We start from the raw sequence: 16,022 nt of genomic DNA on the forward strand, positions 1-16,022 counted from the left end.
GATGAGCGACAAGTACACCCGGCTGGTCAGCCACGGAATCGGCAAAGACCTCGCCAAGCGGCTCGGCCTCCCGCAGCCAGTGGTCCTCCGGCGGCACGAGCCCGGCCGCCCCCTCATCGACGGACCGGTCCTGGTTCAGGGATCAACCGGCGGCGCCGACGAGCTCGCCGCCACCCTGCTGGACTGGAACCTCGATGTCCGTCGACACGCGATACCCAAGGAGAAGCTCGGCGCCATCATCCTGGTGCTGGACGAGCTGGCCCACCCCGGCGATCTTGAGAAGCCGGTCCTCACCGCCGCCGCGTCGCTGCGTGACCTCGCCCCGAACGCCCGCGTCATCACTATGTCCCGCACGGCGGGCTCGGCCACGGAACCGGCAACGGCGGCTGCCAGGCAGGGCGTGGACGGTCTCCTGCGGTCTTTGGCCAAGGAACTCCGTGCCGGCGCCACCGGCAACGGCATCCTGCTCGCCGACGGCGCCCGGACCACGAGCCCGGCAGCACTGGGGGCGCTGAGGTTCTTCCTCTCGGGCCGCTCGGCGTTCGTAGACGGGCAGTTCCTGACCGTCAGCTCCGGCGCCGGCCAGCTGCCCGACGACGTCGAGAAGCCGCTGGCCGGCAAGGTGGCCGTGGTGACCGGCGCAGCGCGCGGCATCGGGGCCGCAATTGCCCGCACCCTCTACCGCGACGGCGCCACACTCATCCTCGTGGACATTCCGGCGGCGGGAGAGCATCTGGCGGCAGTGGCCAACGAGGTCCATGGGACGGCCCTGCAGCTGGATATCAGCCGCGACGACGCCGGCCAGCGGATCATCGACCACGCCGCGGCACGGCATGGCCGGCTGGACATCATGATCCACAACGCAGGGATCACCCGGGACAAGCTCCTGGCCAACATGGACGCCGGCCGCTGGAACTCCGTGCTCGCGGTCAACATCGCCGCGCAGCTGCGGATCAATGAGGCCCTGCTGGCCTCGGAGCACTTCCGCGACTCGCCCAGGATCGTGTCCGTGGCCTCCACCAGCGGGATCGCCGGGAACCGCGGCCAGACCAACTATGCCGCGTCCAAGGCCGGCGTGATAGGCATGGTCCGCGCCACGGCGGCGCTGATCGGCGAACGCGGCGGGTCCATCAACGCCGTTGCGCCCGGCTTCATTGAAACGGAGATGACCGCCAGGATCCCGTTCGCCACCCGCGAAGTGGCGCGCCGGCTCAACTCCCTGCAGCAGGGCGGCCGGCCGGGCGACGTCGCCGAGGCCATCGCGTTCCTGGCCAGCGACGCCGCGGGTGGGATTTCCGGGGAGGTGCTGCGCGTCTGCGGGCAGAACCTGGTCGGCGCATGAGCGGACCCCAGACCGTCATCCTGGGCGAGATGCCCGCACTGTCCAAGCTCTACGTCAACGCAGCGGCCGCCGCGGCACGGCGCCGGGTCCTGGGCACCCACGGCGGCACCGAACTGCCGGCCTACACCCACGAGGTCCGTGGCGTGAAGGCCGACGTCGCCAACCTGACGGCCTTCCAGCACCTGATCGGCGAGAGCGCGAGCGATGTCCTCCCCGCCGGCTTCATCCATGCCCTGGCGTTTCCGCTGGCCATGAGCGTGATGAACCGGGACGATTTTCCGCTGCCCCTGCTGGGCATGATCCATCTGACGAACACCGTGGTGCAGTCCGCGCCGGTCCTGTTCACCGAGGCCCTGGATATCCGGGCCCGGGTGGAGAACCTCCGCGGCCACCGGGCGGGCACCCAGCTCGATGTCGTGGCCGAGGTCCGTGCCGCCGGCCAAGATGAAGTCCGCTGGCGTGGGGTCTCGACCTACCTGGCCAAGGGGGTGTTCCTTCCGGGGATCGACAAGGCCTCGGTGGCCGTGCCGCCGCCGCCATTCTCCGTGCCGGATCCCACGGCCCTGTGGCAGCTGGGCGTCGATACCGGGCGTGCCTACGCGGCTGTGTCCGGGGACTTCAACCCCATCCACCTGAGCGTCCTGACCGCCAAGGCCCTCGGGCAGCGGCGGTCCCTTGCCCACGGCATGTACCTGGCGTCCCGGGCGCTGGCCGACGTCGGTGCCGTCCGAGGGGATTCGTTCACCTGGGAGGTGGCCTTCGAGGCCCCCGTGTTCCTGCCGGCCCGCGTGGCGCTCGACATCAGCACCGTGCAGGCGGACGGCGGCGGGTGGGAGCGCTCGGACTACGTGGCATGGAACCCGCTGTCCGGGCGCCGGCACTTCAGCGGCTCTGTCGCGGCGCTGCCATAGCCGGCGCTGCCACAGCCGGGCAGGACAGACAGACCGACCGGGTCAGACCGGGCCGCCCCGCCGGCAGACGGAGAGTATTTCCTAGTCTGCCGGCGCCGTGGCCGGTTTGGCCTCCGGCCGCCCGGGCGTGGCCACGCGCAGCATGCGGTGCAGGCTCAAGAGGATGGATTCGACCGCGCTCGGGGCGTCCGTGCTGTGCTGCTCGGAGCCAATCCGGGCGGCCAGTTCGCTGATCGCCGCATCGGCGGCAGCCGCCAGCTCGGTCTGGCGTTCGGGCTGTTCCTCTTCCAGAGCCCGCAGCACGTCGCCGACGGAAGCCATGGCGTCCCCGAGGGGCACTGCGTATTCGTCGGGCACCACAAAGGGGGTGTCCTCGGCCCAGATGACATCCGAGAGCACTTGGGTCACGTCCTGGACGTGGAAGGTCAGGCGCTCGAGATCCCGCAGGTTCCGGTAGTCGAGGTTCAGGTCGCGCGGATGCAGGTGGCGTCGGGGATTTGCCTGGCGGCTGGCGTCGGCTTTTTCGACGGCGAGCCGCACGGAGCGGGCGTGGGCTGCGAGCGCTTCCGAGCGGCGGGACCAGTCAACATGCTCCGGCGGCCAGCTTTCCTTCAGCGCCTTGCCCATGTCCCAGAGTTGCTGGGCGAGGGCCTGGCGCAGTTCCGCGATACTTAGCTCTGCCGCCCGGAAGTGCAGCGGCGGGAAGACCAGCAGGTTCACGACGATGCCCACCGTGACGCCGACGCCCATCTGGAACAGGTATCCGAAGGAGAACGTGTCCGGATTATGGCCGCCGACCAACAGCACCAGGAGCGCCGCCGTCGGGATCCAGTCCCGGCCCGAACCGATCTTGGGCAGGCCGGCGAGGATAACGCCCAGTCCCATGACCACCGCGACCGTCCACGGCGACGGCGAGCCGAGGCTGAACAGCATGAACGCAAGGCCCACCCCGATCGCCAGTCCGACGAGCGTCTGGACGCCCTGCCGCATGGAGCCGGCAACGTTCTCGTACATGGCCACCAAGGCGCCCAGCGGGGCGTAGTACGGATAGTCGGCCGCTGAGCCCGGCATGAAGGGTGCGATCGCGAAGGCGACGCCCGCGGCCAGCCCGGCTTTCAGGGCCAGCTGCAGCCGGGGCCACAGCACCGCCGCGGCGACAGCGCTGCCCGCGGTGCGGGTCCATCGGCGCAGCAGGGAGGGCGGGTTGCCGGCTTGCTTTTCTGGAATGGCCATTCGGCTCACCCTATGGCCGGGAGGCTCGTGCGACAACTGGACGAACCCCGGAGCGGGCCGCCCAAGCCGAAACGGGGCCGGTCAGGACGCCGCGTGGGCGGCCCGCCGCACCGCCGCGGACAGCCGCTGGGCCCGCCCCTCGGTCCGGCCTTCCTCGCTGCGGCGGGGCACATACCCGAACCCGAGGCCGTAGCCGGGATCCGCGACGCCGAGGGCCGCGTTCGCTCCCTCGTGCCCGAAGGCCAGCTGGCTGCCGAAGTTCCGCCCAGGCTGGGGTTTCATGAACACGACGGCAAAGGCGTTGTCCTGCCCGGAGCACCGGTCCAGTCCCCAGACCTGCTCAGCGGCCATGAGCTCGATGGTGGCGGGGTTCAGGAAAGCGGGAACGCCGTCCACTCCGGTGGTGGCGGCGGCGTAGAGCCTGGCCAGCCCCTCGGCTGACCCCACACCACCTGCGCTGCTCATACCCGAGGCGCGCACCAAGCGGTGGTTGGGCAGTTCCATGATGGTGCTGACCGGCGCGTTGCTGTTCAGCCCGTCGAGGCTGAGCGGGTCCAGCCACGGCTGGGCCGGGTCAGGGTCGTAGAGCACCTCGCGGTACCGGGGTTCCTGGCCCTCGGGCAGGCCCAGGAAGAAGTCGATGCCCCACGGGCGGCGGATGCGTTCGTCGTAGAGCCCCTGCAGCGTCATCCCCGTGACGCGGCGGCAGAGCTCCTCCATCAGGATCCCTATGGTCAGGGCGTGGTAGCCGAAGGCCGTGCCCGGGCGCCACAACGGCGCCGAGGCCGCGAGACGCCGCGCCGCGGCCGGGGTGGCGAACTCCGCCAGGGGAAACCCGCCGGCGACGCCGGGCAGCCCCGCCTGATGGGATAGGGCCTGCCGCACCGTGAGCCGGTCCTTGCCGTGGACGCCGAACTCAGGCCAGTAGGACGCGACGGTCCGGTCAAGGTCGAGCCGGCCGTCCTGGACGAGGAGGGCGATGACGAAGGCGGCGACTCCCTTGGAACAGGAGTAGGTGCCCGTGATGTCGCCGGGGACGAATCCCGGTCCGCCGCAGAGGTCCAGCACCTTGGTGCCGTGGTGGTAGGCCGACAGCTGCGCGCTGTAGCCCGGATCCTCGGAAAGGAAAGAGTCGAAGAGCTCACGCACACCCGCAAATCCGGGCGCGGCAAAGCGAGCCGCACCGGCCGCTGTCGGCATCAGGCTGCGCCGTGTCCCGGGGCGACCTCTTCGCCGGCCCGAACCGGTCCGGGCGGCGTTCCGTCGCCGAACGGCCGGCCGCCGAGGGATTCGCGGCCGTGCTCCGAGAGCCAGTTGCCCAGTTCCGGTCCGCGCGGGACCACTCCGGTGGGATTGATGTCCTCATGCACGATGTAGTAGTGCTGCTTGATCTGCACAAAGTCGGTGGTGTCGCCGAACCCTGGCGTCTGGAACAAGTCGCGCGCGTAGGCCCACAGGACCGGCATCTCGCTGAGCTTTTGCCGGTTGCATTTGAAATGGCCGTGGTACACGGCGTCGAAGCGGGCCAGTGTGGTGAACAGGCGGACGTCGGCCTCCGTGATCGTGTCGCCCACCAGGTACCGCTGGCCCGCCAGGCGTTCCTCGAGCCAGTCCAGGGCCGTCCAGAGCCGATCGTAGGCAGCGTTGTAGGCCTCCTGGGAACCGGCAAAGCCGCAGCGGTAGACGCCGTTGTTCACCTCGGTGAAGACACGCCTGTTGACGGCGTCGATTTCTTCCCTGAGGTGCTCCGGGTACAGCTCCGGCGCGCCGGCGCGGTGGTACTGGGTCCACTCCGTGGAAAAGTCGAGCGTGATCTGGGGGAAATTGTTGGTGACTACCTGCCCGCTGGGGACGTCCACGATTGCCGGGACGGTAATCCCGCGGGGGTAGTCGGGGAAGCGGCGGAAGTAGGCGTCCTGGATGCGTTCGATTCCGAGGACGGGATCCCTGCCGTCCGGGTCGAGATCGAACGTCCAGGACCTGGCGTCATGGGCGGGGCCGGGCTGGCCGAGCGAGATGACCGCCTCCAGGCCGAGGAGCCGGCGCACGATCACCGTGCGGTTGGCCCACGGGCAGGCGCGCGCAGCGATGAGGCGGTAGCGGCCAGGTTCCACGGGCCAGCCGGGCTCGCCGTGGGCGCCCGTGGCACCGTCCCGGGTGATCCGGTCCTCAATGTAGTTGGTATCCCGGGTGAATTCCTCGCCGCCGGTCACATACGCGCCCTTGGTGCTGAATCCCGGATCGTCGGTGTGGGTACTCAGGCTCATGGTCCCAGCCTAAGGCCGGGAAGGGAACGGCCCGAACGCGGCCGCGAACACAGGGGCCATCGGCTGCCAGGCAAACCACCATGCCCCGGCCACAACCACGGCGAAGAGGGCAATCCACACCGCGGCGGGGATGGAGGTGGCCCTGGCCAGCAGGTACGCGTCCGACGTCGGGAGCCTGTCCCGGTGCCGCAAATGGACGTTGGCCAGTTTGCCGAGGTCCCTGACGGCAGCGACCAGCAGCGCCAGGCCCAGCACGATCATCACGTGGCCGTTGAACACCGGCGGCACGAACAGCACCAGGAGCGCCGCGGCCAGTACGGCGGCGGCCGTGATGAGGAGGCCCACGCCGTTGCGGAGGAACAGGAAGGACGCCAGGAGGATGAGCGTGCCCACCGACATCGCGGCCGGCCCCCAGCCGTTGAAACCGCACCAGACCATCGCCGCCCCGACGACGGCGGGCACGGGGTAGCCCCAGAACGTCGACCAGGCGGCGGAGAGGCGGCTCCTGCTGTACGTCGTGGTGGTGCCGGAGTGGTCCAGGCCCAGCCGGATGCCGCCGAGCCGCCGGCCGGTGGTGAGGGCGGCAAACGCGTGGCCGAGTTCGTGGGTCACGGTGGCGAGCAGGCCAAAGTAGCGCCAGGACAGGCGCGGCAGCGAGACGGCCACTGCCAGCAGGATCACCGCGAAGAGCTCAATACTGCTCACGTGCGGGCTGGGGGCGTGGGTGAATCCGGCAACGATCCGCTCCCACCATGTCAGGGCGAGGTTCGGTTCCCCCAGCAGGCCGGGCGGAGTCATGCCTTGCCCGAGGCATGCGCGATGCAGTACGCGGTCCAGGGCCTGGCCTCCAGCCGGTCCTCGGGGACCGGGGTGGCGCATACAGCGCAGATTCCGTAGGTGCCCTCGTCCATCCGCGCAAGGGCGGCATCGATCTGCAGCAGGGAAGCCCTGCTCTGTTCCAGGAGCGCGGAGGCCTGAGATAGTTCGAAGGCGATCGTCGTGCCCTCGGGGTCGTGTTCGTCGTCGACGTTGGAGTCGAGGCGGGCGGCATTGACCGAGGTGATGTCCCGGCGGAGGGCGGGCAGGAGGGCAAGCTTCCGGTCACGTTCCTCGCGCAGGAGGATCCGGAACCGTTCGACGTCAACCATAGGCTTCAAGGCTAGCGCGGCCGCTGTAGCGGCGCCTAAACGGGCCGAAGGAGCCGTCCGCGCCGGGAGCCAGCCAAGGACTCAACGAACTGGTAGATGACTCCCACATCCACGGAAGGGGCGGCGGGCGGTAGGGGCAGCGTCTAGAGTGGGCGCATGGTGGACCAGACGCACCCCGAGACCCCCGCAAACCCCGAGGACCGTCCAAACCCCAATCATCCTGCAGACGCCGGCAACGCCGCGGCCCCCGGAAGTCCCGGGCAGACCGGGGACACTGATACGGCCGACACGCTCCTGCGCGAACTCGCCGCAGCCTATGGCGTCGACACCAGCTACTGGGGCTGGGACGGAGTGCAGCGTTCCGTGGCCGCCGGGACCCTGCAGGACGTGCTGTCGGCCCTCGGGGTCCCCGCCAACGGGCCCCAGGAGCAGCAACGCTCCCTGGCCAAGTCCCGGCTGGCACCCTGGCGGCGCATCCTGCCCCCGGTCCTTGTAGTGAGGGAGGGACAGGAGTCCCGCGTCGACGTCCACGTCCCGCACGGAAGCGAAGTCCGCGTCTGGATCGACGCCGAAGACGGCAGCAGCTATGAGGCCGCCCAGCGGGAGAACTGGGACCAGCCGGTCGACGTCGACGGCGTCCTCACGGGACGTGCCACGTTCGCCATACCCGGCAGCCTCGGTCTCGGCTGGCACACGTTGAGAGCCGACGCCGCGGGCACGGCGGCGCAGTGTCCGCTGGTAGTTACGCCCGGCCGGCTCCGGGCCTCGGCCCTGCTCAAGGAACGCCGCACCTGGGGACTGACGGCCCAGCTGTACTCCGTGCGGTCCTCCCGGTCCTGGGGGATTGGCGACTTCGCCGATCTCGGGGACCTCGCCGAGGTTGCCGGGGAGCAGGGGGCCGGCTTTGTGCTCGTCAATCCGCTGCATGCCGCCGAACCAGTGCCGCCGGTCGAGGACTCCCCGTACCTGCCCACCACACGGCGCTTCTTCAACCCGCTCTACCTGCGGGTGGAGGAAATCCCGGAAAACGGTTACCTGGACGCAGCCGGCCGGGCCGAGGTGGCACGCCTGGCCGAAGGCCAGCAGGCGGCCAACCGTTCCCGGGACCTCCTGGACCGCAACGCCAGTTACGCGGCAAAGCTCTCGGCGCTGGAACACGTGTTTGCGGTCCGCCGCGGGCCGGCGCGCACCCGGCAGTTCGCCGACTTCTGCGCCGAGCAGGGGCAGGGGCTCGAGGACTTTGCGCTGTGGTCTGCGCTCGCCGAAGAGCTGCCGCCGTCGGCACCGGAATGGGCCGGAGCGGCTGCATCCCCGGCGTCGCCGTACTGTGTCGAGCAGCGGCCGAGGCTGGCAGCCCGGATCGAATTCCACTGCTGGCTGCAGTGGCTCTGCGACCAGCAGCTCGAGGCGGCCCAGCGTTCGGCACGCCAGTCGGGGATGGGGATCGGAGTCATCCATGACCTCGCTGTCGGGGTAAAACCCGGCGGTGCCGACGCCTGGACCCTCTCCGGCGTTCTTGCCCGGGGCGTGAGCGTTGGTGCGCCCCCGGACATGTTCAACCAGCTGGGCCAGAACTGGTCGCAGCCGCCATGGCATCCGGGCCGGCTCGCCGAATCCGGCTATGCCGCCTACCGGGACATGCTCCGCACCGTGCTGCGGCACGCCGGCGGCATCCGGGTGGACCATATCCTCGGCCTGTTCCGGTTGTGGTGGATCCCCGAGGGCGGGGGACCGGAGAGCGGCACCTATGTGCACTACGACCACGAGGCGCTCATCGGCATCCTTGCCCTCGAGGCGCAACGGGCCGGGGCGATCGTGATTGGCGAAGACCTGGGGGTCTTCGAGCCGTGGGTCCGGGGCTACCTGGCCGAGCGGGGAATATTCGGCACGTCGATTCTCTGGTTCGAACACGACGCCGATGGCCCGATTCCGCCGGAGCACTACCGCGAGCAGTGCCTGACCAGCGTCAACACCCACGATCTCCCCCCGACGGCGGGCTACCTCGCCGGTGAACACGTCACCTTGCGCGAATCGCTCGGGCTGTTGCGGCGGCCCGTGGCGGAAGAACGCGCCGAGGCCGCGGCCGAGCAGGAGGCCGTGCTGGCCCGGGTCCGGGCACGCGGCCTGCTGGCAGAAAACGGCACGGACGTCCGGACCACGGTGGAGGCGCTGTACGCCTACACGGCGCTGGCCCCGTCAGCGCTGCTGGGGGTGGCGCTGGTCGACGCCGTGGGGGAGACCCGGACCCAGAACCAGCCGGGCACCAGCACCGAATACCCGAACTGGCGCATTCCGCTGGCCGCTCCCGAGGGTGTGGTGCTGATCGATGACCTGCCGGACAACGAGCGGTTCCTGTCCCTGCTGGGCACCGTCCGCGGCGCGATGCATCCCGGAGGGTGACCGGACACGGGGGAGCCGGGCCCTGGACCGGGTGCGGGCAGTTTCTTGACCTGAGCCTGGCCTGAGGCCGGGAATGCAGACAGCATTGGCCGCACCAATACCGGCCGCTAGCATGGACCGATGACGCGGATCGGCCGACTCTCCCTGGCCGGCGGATGGGCGCTGGCGATGCTGCTGGCGGGGTGCACGTCGGTGCACCCCTTCCAGGCCGGCCCGCCTTCTCAGTCGCCATCTGCCGAGTCCCCACCGGCCGGGTCCCTGCCTGCCGGGCCGGCGGGGACCGAATCGCCGCCCGCGTCCCCCGGCCAGAACCCGACCGCCGCGGCCCCACCACCATCCCCGTATTTCGCGCAGCCGGCCCCGCACCCCGCCCCGGGCGGGCAGGCCAGCAGCGGAATCGCGCACATTGTGGTCATCGTCCAGGAGAACAAGGCGGCCTCGCAGATCATGGGCGCCAGCGAAGCGGGCTACTTCAACAAGCTTGCGGCGGAATTCTCGGTGGCCGCCAACTACCGGGCCATCACCCACCCGAGCCTGCCCAACTATCTCGCCCTCACGAGCGGAACGAGCGCGGGGATCACCAGCGACTGCAAACCGGACTCGTGCACCGCCGATGTGCGTTCGATCGCCGATGAGATCACCCAATCCGGACGGACCTGGAAAATGTACGCCGAGGGCATGCCCGCGCCCTGCGCCGCGCATGACTCCCGCCGGTATGCGGTGAAGCATAATCCGTTCATGTATTACCCTGCCGTGACGGACGACGTGGCCTCCTGCTCGGACCATGTTGTTCCGTATGACCGGCTGGGGCAGGACCTGCAGTCGCCGTCGACCCTGCCGGACTACGCTTTCATCAGCCCGGACATGTGCCACGACACCCACGACTGCTCCATCGGCACCGGAGACGACTGGCTCGCCCGCGAAGTGCCCAGGATCCTGGGATCCCCGGCCTTCACGACGCAGAACTCCCTGCTGGTGCTCACGTGGGATGAAGGCAGCAAAGACGACAACCGGGTGGCTACGGTTTTTGCCGGCCCGGCAGCGCGGAAGCACTTCACATCCAACGCCGCCTACTCGCACTATTCCTTGCTGCACACCATCGAGGACGTGTGGGGGCTGAGCCCCCTGACCGACGATGTCCGCAATGCGCCCCTCATGGGCGAATTGCTGAACCACTAGCGGTCAGCCTATTCCCGGCCAATACACAGGAACCACTGCCCATAATGGACCCGAAGCTCCGGTCAACCGCTATTTGACCGGAGCTTCGCCACATCCGCCTGCACCGCCGGCGGTGTCCGCCCGGGTGAAGCTAGGGCTTGGCCTCGACCAGGATGACCAGGGTCTCGGGCAGTACGCCGTCGTAGGCCATCGCCTCGCCCATTACGTCATTTTGCATCGCGGCCATGAGGGCATCCACGTCAGGGACATCCATCATCACTGCGACTTGCGTCGGGTTCTGGGGGTTGACGAACGTACGAATGTTGGTGATCCCCAGTGGGCCGAACACCTCTTCGCGCTTCGGCGAGGCAAGCCAGTGATCCTTGTCCTTGACATCGTGGTGGCCGATTATGGTTGGCATGGCGGTCCTCTCGCAGGGGGCCAGCGGTCCGCCGGCCCACTGCTCCGAAAGTTACTCGCCGCCGCATGCCCGGGCAAGTCATTTTTCCAGCCTCATACCGCCGCGTCTGTGCGCCTTCCGCGGGGCCGTGGCCTGAACTGGGCGGCCACCCGTCCCCAGCACCCGGTTCCCGTGACAATCTCCTCCGATAGGGGCCTTTGGGCACACGCCCGGCGCGTGCAGGAGTTCCTAAAATGAAGCATGGCCGCCGACGCGATCGAGGTGGAACGCAAGTACAGCCCTTCGGAATCCGACGCCCTCCCGCCACTGGCATCAATCCCAGGGGTGGATCGCGCCGGGCAGCCCGTCAACGAAATGCTGGACGCCGTCTACTTTGATACCAAAGCACTGTCATTGGCCAGGCAACGGATCACCCTGTGCCGGCGGTCCGCCGGTCCGGATCCAGGATGGCACCTCAAACTGCCGGTCGCCGTGGGGGAGCGCCGGGCTATACAGGAGCCGCTTGGCGGCGATCAGGATGCCGTGCCGGAAAATTTGCGGCAGCTGGTCCTCGTCCACAGCCGCTGCCACGCGCTGATTCCGGTTGCACACATCCGGACCAGCCGGAGGTTGACGCCGTTATACGCCGCCGACGGCGCAGTCCTTGCCAACTTCAGTGACGACCGTGTCGAGGCCCAATCCCTGCTAACCTGCGCGGGACCGTCGCGGTGGCGGGAATGGGAACTGGAACTCGCCGACGGCCCCCGTCGGCTGCTCCAGGACGCTGACGCTCTGTGCGCCGCAGAGGGAGTCACCATCGCCACGCACCCGTCCAAGCTCGCCCGGGCGCTCGGACCGGACTATCCGGAGAATCCGGCCACGGCTCCAAAGCCGAGCCGGGACGGTCCGGCCTCGGACGTCATGCTCTCGTACGTATCCCAACAGGTACGCGCCGTGAAGCTGAATGATCCTCGCGTACGGGTCAATGCGCCCGATGCCGTGCATCAATTCCGGGTGGCCGCCCGCCGGTTGCGGTCGGCACTGGCAACCTTTCGAACGCTCACAGATACGACGTCGGCCAGGTTTCTTAGGGGCGAGCTCCAGTGGCTCGCCGGCAACGTGGGCCAGGCCCGGGACGCCGAGGTCATCCGTGCCCGGCTAAAGGACATGATCAGTGCCGAACCTCCGGAGCTGTTAATCGGACCAGTCGCGCAGCAGATCCAGGAGCACCTCGGCACCGTCCAGCAACAGGGCCTTGCCACCGGCCTGGCCGCGCTGGACAGCACCCGCTACTTCCGCCTCCTCGATGCCCTCGATGCCTTCCTTGCGGTACCTCCGCTGAGCGGCGGGGCAGGCAACGATGCGCCGGGGACGGTTGGACGGCTCGTCTCCGCGGAACGAAAACGCCTCAAGGCGGCGGTCCGGTCCCTTGACGGCGGCGCAGGCGGGACACCGCAAGATGCCGCATTGCATGAAGTTCGGAAGGCTGCGAAGCGGCTGCGCTATGCCGCAGAGGCGGCTGCCCCCATTTTCGGCACTCAAGCAACGAACGTTGCCCGGGCCGCGGAGGGCATCCAGGAGATCCTCGGAGACTTCCAGGACAGCGTCGTCACCCGGGAAACCCTACTGGTGCTGGCGGGGCAGGCCGCGGCTGGCCCCGGCGCCGGATTTACCTTCGGGCGCCTGCACGCCCTTGAGCAGCAGCGCGGCAACGAAGCCCGCTTGCGGTTCTACTATGCGTGGCAACAGTCCAGGCCGAAACCCCTGCGCTGGGCCTAGCCACCGCGTCCGAACGCCGGGAGAACCCCTATGATCGAACCCCGCAGCGCAATGCCGGCCATCTGGTCGGACGGACTGGGCCGCGCCAGCATCCGCTCCGTGCAGGTCCTCGCCGTGTCCGCCCTCGCATGGGCGATCATCTGGGCCGCCAGCCGCATCCCGCTCGTCATCATCCCCGTCCTCATCGCCGTTATCCTGGCCGCAGCGATCTCCCCGCTGGTCCGCTGGCTCACCGGGCACGCGTGGCCGCGCGCCCTCGCGGTGGTTGCCTCGTTCGTGGCCATTCTCGCCGTTTTCGGCAGCGTCATCGCCGGCATCGTCATTCTGGTCTCCAACCAGTGGGGCGAGCTCACGGCCCGGGCCGCTGCGGGAGTCGAACAACTGCACTCATTCCTGAACCACGGACCTGTCCCTGTCAGCGACCAACAGATCACCGCCGTCATGGACTCGGTGCGGGAGTTCTTCACCTCGAGCACGTTCAGTGCAGAAGCCCTCACCGGTGCCCGCACCGCGGTGGAAATCTTCACCGGCGCGGTGCTGATGGCCGTCACCCTGTTCTTCTTCCTCAAGGACGGGCCCGAAATCCGGGCCTTTCTCATTGGCATGCTGCCGGCCGACCAGCGCGCCAAGGCACGGCTGGCGGCGGATCGCAGTACCGTCGTCCTGGGCGGGTATGTCCGCGGCACGGCCATGGTGGCCGCGGTTGACGGTCTCGTCGTCGGGATCACCCTCGCCATCATGGGAGTGCCGCTGGCCCTGCCGCTGGGAGTGTTCATCTTCATCGGCGGATTCATCCCGATCGTCGGCGCTACCGTCGCTGGCACCCTCGCCATTGTCGTCGCGCTGGTCTCCAACGGACTGGTCCAGGCGCTCATTGTTGTGGCCGTGGTCATCGGCGTGAACCAGCTCGAACACCACTTCCTGCAGCCGGTCCTGATGGGCAGGGTCCTCAGCATCCACGGCCTGGCGATACTGCTCGTCCTGGCTGCCGGCACCATACTGGCCGGCATTGTCGGCGCGCTGCTGGCCGTGCCGATCACCGCCGTCACGTGGACGGTCGTGAAGACATGGACCGGCAAGGACCCGCTGCCCGGACTTGAGCCGCCCGGTCCGGAGCTGGCCGGACCTGAGATGTCCGGACCGGAGCTGCCCGGACCGGAGCCGCGGTAGGCTCGCCGTTCCGGACGCGGCCTGCAGCTGGCCGCCGCAAAGGGGGCCCGGCACTACAATTGACCGGTTCCCAGGACTTGCTCCTGCCCGGCACACGCCCGGCCACCAACAGAAAGATCCGATGCAGACCACTTCTGACCACGCCGTCCCGGCGCAAGTTGACCTGAAGCAGGCCGACCGCCCGGACCGCAAGCCCCTGGTCCGCTGGCTACTGGCCAACCAGGTCGCACCCGCCGGCCCCGAAGCCGAGGAAGATCACAAGCCCAACGCCTGGTGGAAAGTCATGTGCCTGACCGGCGTCGACTATTTCTCAACCCTGTCCTACCTTCCCGGTATCGCCGCCCTGGCCGCCGGTGCCCTGTCGCCGCTGGCCACCCTGCTCATTGTGGCCCTGACCCTGCTGGGCATGCTGCCCATGTACCGCCGGGTCGCGCAGGAGAGCCCGCACGGGCAGGGCTCGGTTGCCATGCTGGAGAAGCTGCTTCCGTTCTGGCGCGGCAAGTTCTTCGTGCTGCTGCTGCTCGGGTTCGTGGCGACCTCGTGGATCATCACCATCACCCTCTCCGGAGCCGACGCGACGGTGCACCTGCTCGAGAACCCGATCGTCCCGGCGGGATTGAAAGGCAGTGCCGTGATCATCACGGTGATCCTGCTGCTGATCCTGGGCGGGGTGTTCCTGCTCGGCTTCAATGAGGCCGTGGGCGTCGCCATTCCGCTTGTGGCCGTCTACCTGCTCCTGAACGCCGTCGTCGTCGCCGCCGGGTTCATGCACGTCTTCTCCGATCCGTCCCTGATCGCCGGCTGGACCGACCGGCTGCTCGCCAGCGCCGGCGGCGGCCCCATGGACCTGATCGGCCCGGCCGTCATCGCCTTCCCCCTGCTGGTCCTGGGCCTGTCCGGGTTCGAGACCGGCGTCTCGATGATGCCGCTGATCAAGGCCACCGGCGACAGCCCCGAGCAGGTCATGGCGTCCCGGGTCAGGAACACCCGCAAGCTGCTCACCACGGCGGCGGCCATCATGAGCGTCTACCTGATGTCCACCAGCTTCCTCACCACGGTCATGATCCCGGCCAAGGAGTTCGAGGAGGGCGGACAGGCCAACGGCCGCGCCCTGGCGTTCCTCGCCCACGACCTGTTCGGCGCCGGGTTCGGCACCGTATACGACATTTCCAGCGCCCTGATCCTCTGGTTCGCCGGAGCCTCCGCCATGGCCGGGCTCATCAACATCGTGCCCCGGTACCTGCCGGCCTACGGCATGGCGCCGGAATGGGGCCGGGCCGTCCGCCCGGTCGTGATCGTCTACACCGTGCTGAGCGTCGGCATCACCATCGCCTTCAACGCCGACGTCAACGCCCAGGCAGGTGCCTACGCCACCGGCATCCTGGCCATGATGGTTTCCGGAGCCGTCGCCGTGACAGTCTCCGCGATCCGCCGGCACAGCCGCGCCGGCACCATCGGCTTCGGTGCGCTGACCCTGGTCCTGCTGTACGCGCTGGCCGCCAATGTCATCGAAAAGCCCGACGGCATTGCGATCTCGGCTTTCTTCATCGCCGGCATCATCGTCGTCTCGCTCATCTCCCGGGTCCAGCGCACCACCGAACTGCGGCTGGAAACCATCGAGTTCGACGAGGCGGCCCGGCAGTTCATCACCGATTCGATTGCCTTCGACGGGCAACTGAACGTCATCGCCAACAAACGCCAGGCCGGTGACAAGGCTGAGTACGCGGACAAAGAGTACGAACAGCGCGGGCTGAATCCCGTCCCGGGCCCGGCGGATGTCATCTTCCTGGAAGTGGAAATCTCCGATCCTTCGGCGTTCAGCCACACGCTCCGGGTCGAAGGCATCGAAGTGGAGGGCTACCGGGTCCTGCGGGTGAAGTCCCCGGCCGTGCCGAACGCGATCGCGGCGGTCCTGCTGGCCATGCGCGACTCGACCGGCACGAAGCCCCAGTGCTATTTCGAGTGGTCCGAGGGCAACCCCGTCGGCCACCTCATGCGGTACCTGTTCCTGGGTGAGGGCGACACCGCGCCGCTGGTGCGCGAAATCCTCCGCGAGACAGAGCCCGACCAGGCACTCCGGCCCGCCATCCACGTGGGTTAGGCAGAGCGCACTCTGACCACAACAATCAGCCCCGCCGGGATTTGAGCAGTTCAGATTCCGGCGGGGCTCTCCGTGTCCTGCGACCCGTATCTGCTCTCACACCCGGTACCCGG

The 16,022-nt window shown here is 68.7% G+C and carries 13 protein-coding genes; 7 read left to right on the top strand and 6 right to left on the bottom strand.

The features are described from left to right. The first annotated feature begins 1 nt into the window (after position 1). Both AC1D0A_RS02705 and AC1D0A_RS02710 read left to right on the top strand, forming a co-directional pair. A complete protein-coding gene (locus AC1D0A_RS02705) occupies positions 2-1,342 on the top strand; it encodes a 3-oxoacyl-ACP reductase (RefSeq protein WP_476945129.1) in 1,341 nt (446 codons plus the stop codon). Next, positions 1,339-2,253: a MaoC/PaaZ C-terminal domain-containing protein gene (locus AC1D0A_RS02710; protein ID WP_476945130.1), complete on the top strand. Its 915-nt coding sequence runs from the start codon at positions 1,339-1,341 to the stop codon at positions 2,251-2,253. Before AC1D0A_RS02705 ends, AC1D0A_RS02710 begins: the two co-directional genes overlap by 4 nt. 81 nt (positions 2,254-2,334) lie before the next feature. Here the strand turns inward: AC1D0A_RS02710 and AC1D0A_RS02715 are convergent, their stop codons facing one another. The 5 genes from AC1D0A_RS02715 to AC1D0A_RS02735 form a co-directional block, all read right to left on the bottom strand. Then, positions 2,335-3,486, bottom strand: a complete 1,152-nt coding sequence (locus AC1D0A_RS02715; protein ID WP_476945131.1) for an FUSC family protein — start codon at positions 3,484-3,486, stop codon at positions 2,335-2,337. A gap of 81 nt (positions 3,487-3,567) precedes the next feature. Next, positions 3,568-4,686 (bottom strand): serine hydrolase domain-containing protein, encoded by a 1,119-nt coding sequence (locus tag AC1D0A_RS02720; RefSeq protein ID WP_476945132.1) that lies wholly within the window; start codon positions 4,684-4,686, stop codon positions 3,568-3,570. Further along, positions 4,686-5,753, bottom strand: coding sequence for a glutathione S-transferase family protein (locus tag AC1D0A_RS02725; protein ID WP_243177637.1), 1,068 nt, complete (start codon positions 5,751-5,753; stop codon positions 4,686-4,688). Before AC1D0A_RS02725 ends, AC1D0A_RS02720 begins: the two co-directional genes overlap by 1 nt. Before the next feature lie 9 nt (positions 5,754-5,762). Then, entirely contained in the window at positions 5,763-6,551 is a 789-nt protein-coding gene (locus AC1D0A_RS02730) for a M50 family metallopeptidase (protein ID WP_476945133.1), read from the bottom strand. Beyond that, positions 6,548-6,901 (bottom strand): TraR/DksA family transcriptional regulator, encoded by a 354-nt coding sequence (locus tag AC1D0A_RS02735; protein ID WP_028275564.1) that lies wholly within the window; start codon positions 6,899-6,901, stop codon positions 6,548-6,550. Before AC1D0A_RS02735 ends, AC1D0A_RS02730 begins: the two co-directional genes overlap by 4 nt. A 156-nt stretch (positions 6,902-7,057) precedes the next feature. Here AC1D0A_RS02735 and malQ point away from each other — a divergent pair, with 156 nt between their 5' ends. Together malQ and AC1D0A_RS02745 are read left to right on the top strand one after the other, a co-directional pair. Then, positions 7,058-9,301, top strand: a complete 2,244-nt coding sequence (gene malQ / locus AC1D0A_RS02740; RefSeq protein ID WP_476945134.1) for a 4-alpha-glucanotransferase — start codon at positions 7,058-7,060, stop codon at positions 9,299-9,301. Positions 9,302-9,421: 120 nt separating this feature from the next. Further along, positions 9,422-10,480 carry an alkaline phosphatase family protein gene (locus AC1D0A_RS02745; RefSeq protein ID WP_476945135.1) on the top strand — a complete coding sequence of 353 codons (1,059 nt, stop codon included), beginning with the start codon at positions 9,422-9,424 and terminating at the stop codon, positions 10,478-10,480. A gap of 130 nt (positions 10,481-10,610) precedes the next feature. Here the strand turns inward: AC1D0A_RS02745 and AC1D0A_RS02750 are convergent, their stop codons facing one another. Then, positions 10,611-10,880, bottom strand: a complete 270-nt coding sequence (locus tag AC1D0A_RS02750) for a hypothetical protein (protein WP_476943676.1) — start codon at positions 10,878-10,880, stop codon at positions 10,611-10,613. Positions 10,881-11,120: 240 nt separating this feature from the next. Here AC1D0A_RS02750 and AC1D0A_RS02755 point away from each other — a divergent pair, with 240 nt between their 5' ends. The 3 genes from AC1D0A_RS02755 (at position 11,121) to AC1D0A_RS02765 (ending at position 15,909) form a co-directional block, all read left to right on the top strand. Next, positions 11,121-12,638, top strand: a complete 1,518-nt coding sequence (locus AC1D0A_RS02755) for a CYTH and CHAD domain-containing protein (protein ID WP_476945136.1) — start codon at positions 11,121-11,123, stop codon at positions 12,636-12,638. Positions 12,639-12,668: 30 nt separating this feature from the next. Next, positions 12,669-13,808 (top strand): AI-2E family transporter, encoded by a 1,140-nt coding sequence (locus AC1D0A_RS02760; RefSeq protein ID WP_476943674.1) that lies wholly within the window; start codon positions 12,669-12,671, stop codon positions 13,806-13,808. 121 nt (positions 13,809-13,929) lie between these two features. Continuing rightward, positions 13,930-15,909 (top strand): APC family permease, encoded by a 1,980-nt coding sequence (locus tag AC1D0A_RS02765; RefSeq protein ID WP_476945137.1) that lies wholly within the window; start codon positions 13,930-13,932, stop codon positions 15,907-15,909. Positions 15,910-16,022 lie beyond the last annotated feature (113 nt).

The organism is Arthrobacter sp. P1_D4 (assembly GCF_056406115.1).

Coding starts and splice junctions, on each gene's coding strand:
- AC1D0A_RS02725 (WP_243177637.1), bottom strand. CDS start 5,753: ATGAGCCTGAGTACCCACACCGACGATCCGGGATTCAGCACCAAGGGC.
- AC1D0A_RS02710 (WP_476945130.1), top strand. CDS start 1,339: ATGAGCGGACCCCAGACCGTCATCCTGGGCGAGATGCCCGCACTGTCC.
- AC1D0A_RS02715 (WP_476945131.1), bottom strand. CDS start 3,486: ATGGCCATTCCAGAAAAGCAAGCCGGCAACCCGCCCTCCCTGCTGCGC.
- AC1D0A_RS02745 (WP_476945135.1), top strand. CDS start 9,422: ATGACGCGGATCGGCCGACTCTCCCTGGCCGGCGGATGGGCGCTGGCG.
- AC1D0A_RS02765 (WP_476945137.1), top strand. CDS start 13,930: ATGCAGACCACTTCTGACCACGCCGTCCCGGCGCAAGTTGACCTGAAG.
- AC1D0A_RS02720 (WP_476945132.1), bottom strand. CDS start 4,686: ATGCCGACAGCGGCCGGTGCGGCTCGCTTTGCCGCGCCCGGATTTGCG.
- AC1D0A_RS02755 (WP_476945136.1), top strand. CDS start 11,121: ATGGCCGCCGACGCGATCGAGGTGGAACGCAAGTACAGCCCTTCGGAA.
- AC1D0A_RS02735 (WP_028275564.1), bottom strand. CDS start 6,901: ATGGTTGACGTCGAACGGTTCCGGATCCTCCTGCGCGAGGAACGTGAC.
- malQ (WP_476945134.1), top strand. CDS start 7,058: ATGGTGGACCAGACGCACCCCGAGACCCCCGCAAACCCCGAGGACCGT.
- AC1D0A_RS02705 (WP_476945129.1), top strand. CDS start 2: ATGAGCGACAAGTACACCCGGCTGGTCAGCCACGGAATCGGCAAAGAC.
- AC1D0A_RS02750 (WP_476943676.1), bottom strand. CDS start 10,880: ATGCCAACCATAATCGGCCACCACGATGTCAAGGACAAGGATCACTGG.
- AC1D0A_RS02730 (WP_476945133.1), bottom strand. CDS start 6,551: ATGACTCCGCCCGGCCTGCTGGGGGAACCGAACCTCGCCCTGACATGG.
- AC1D0A_RS02760 (WP_476943674.1), top strand. CDS start 12,669: ATGATCGAACCCCGCAGCGCAATGCCGGCCATCTGGTCGGACGGACTG.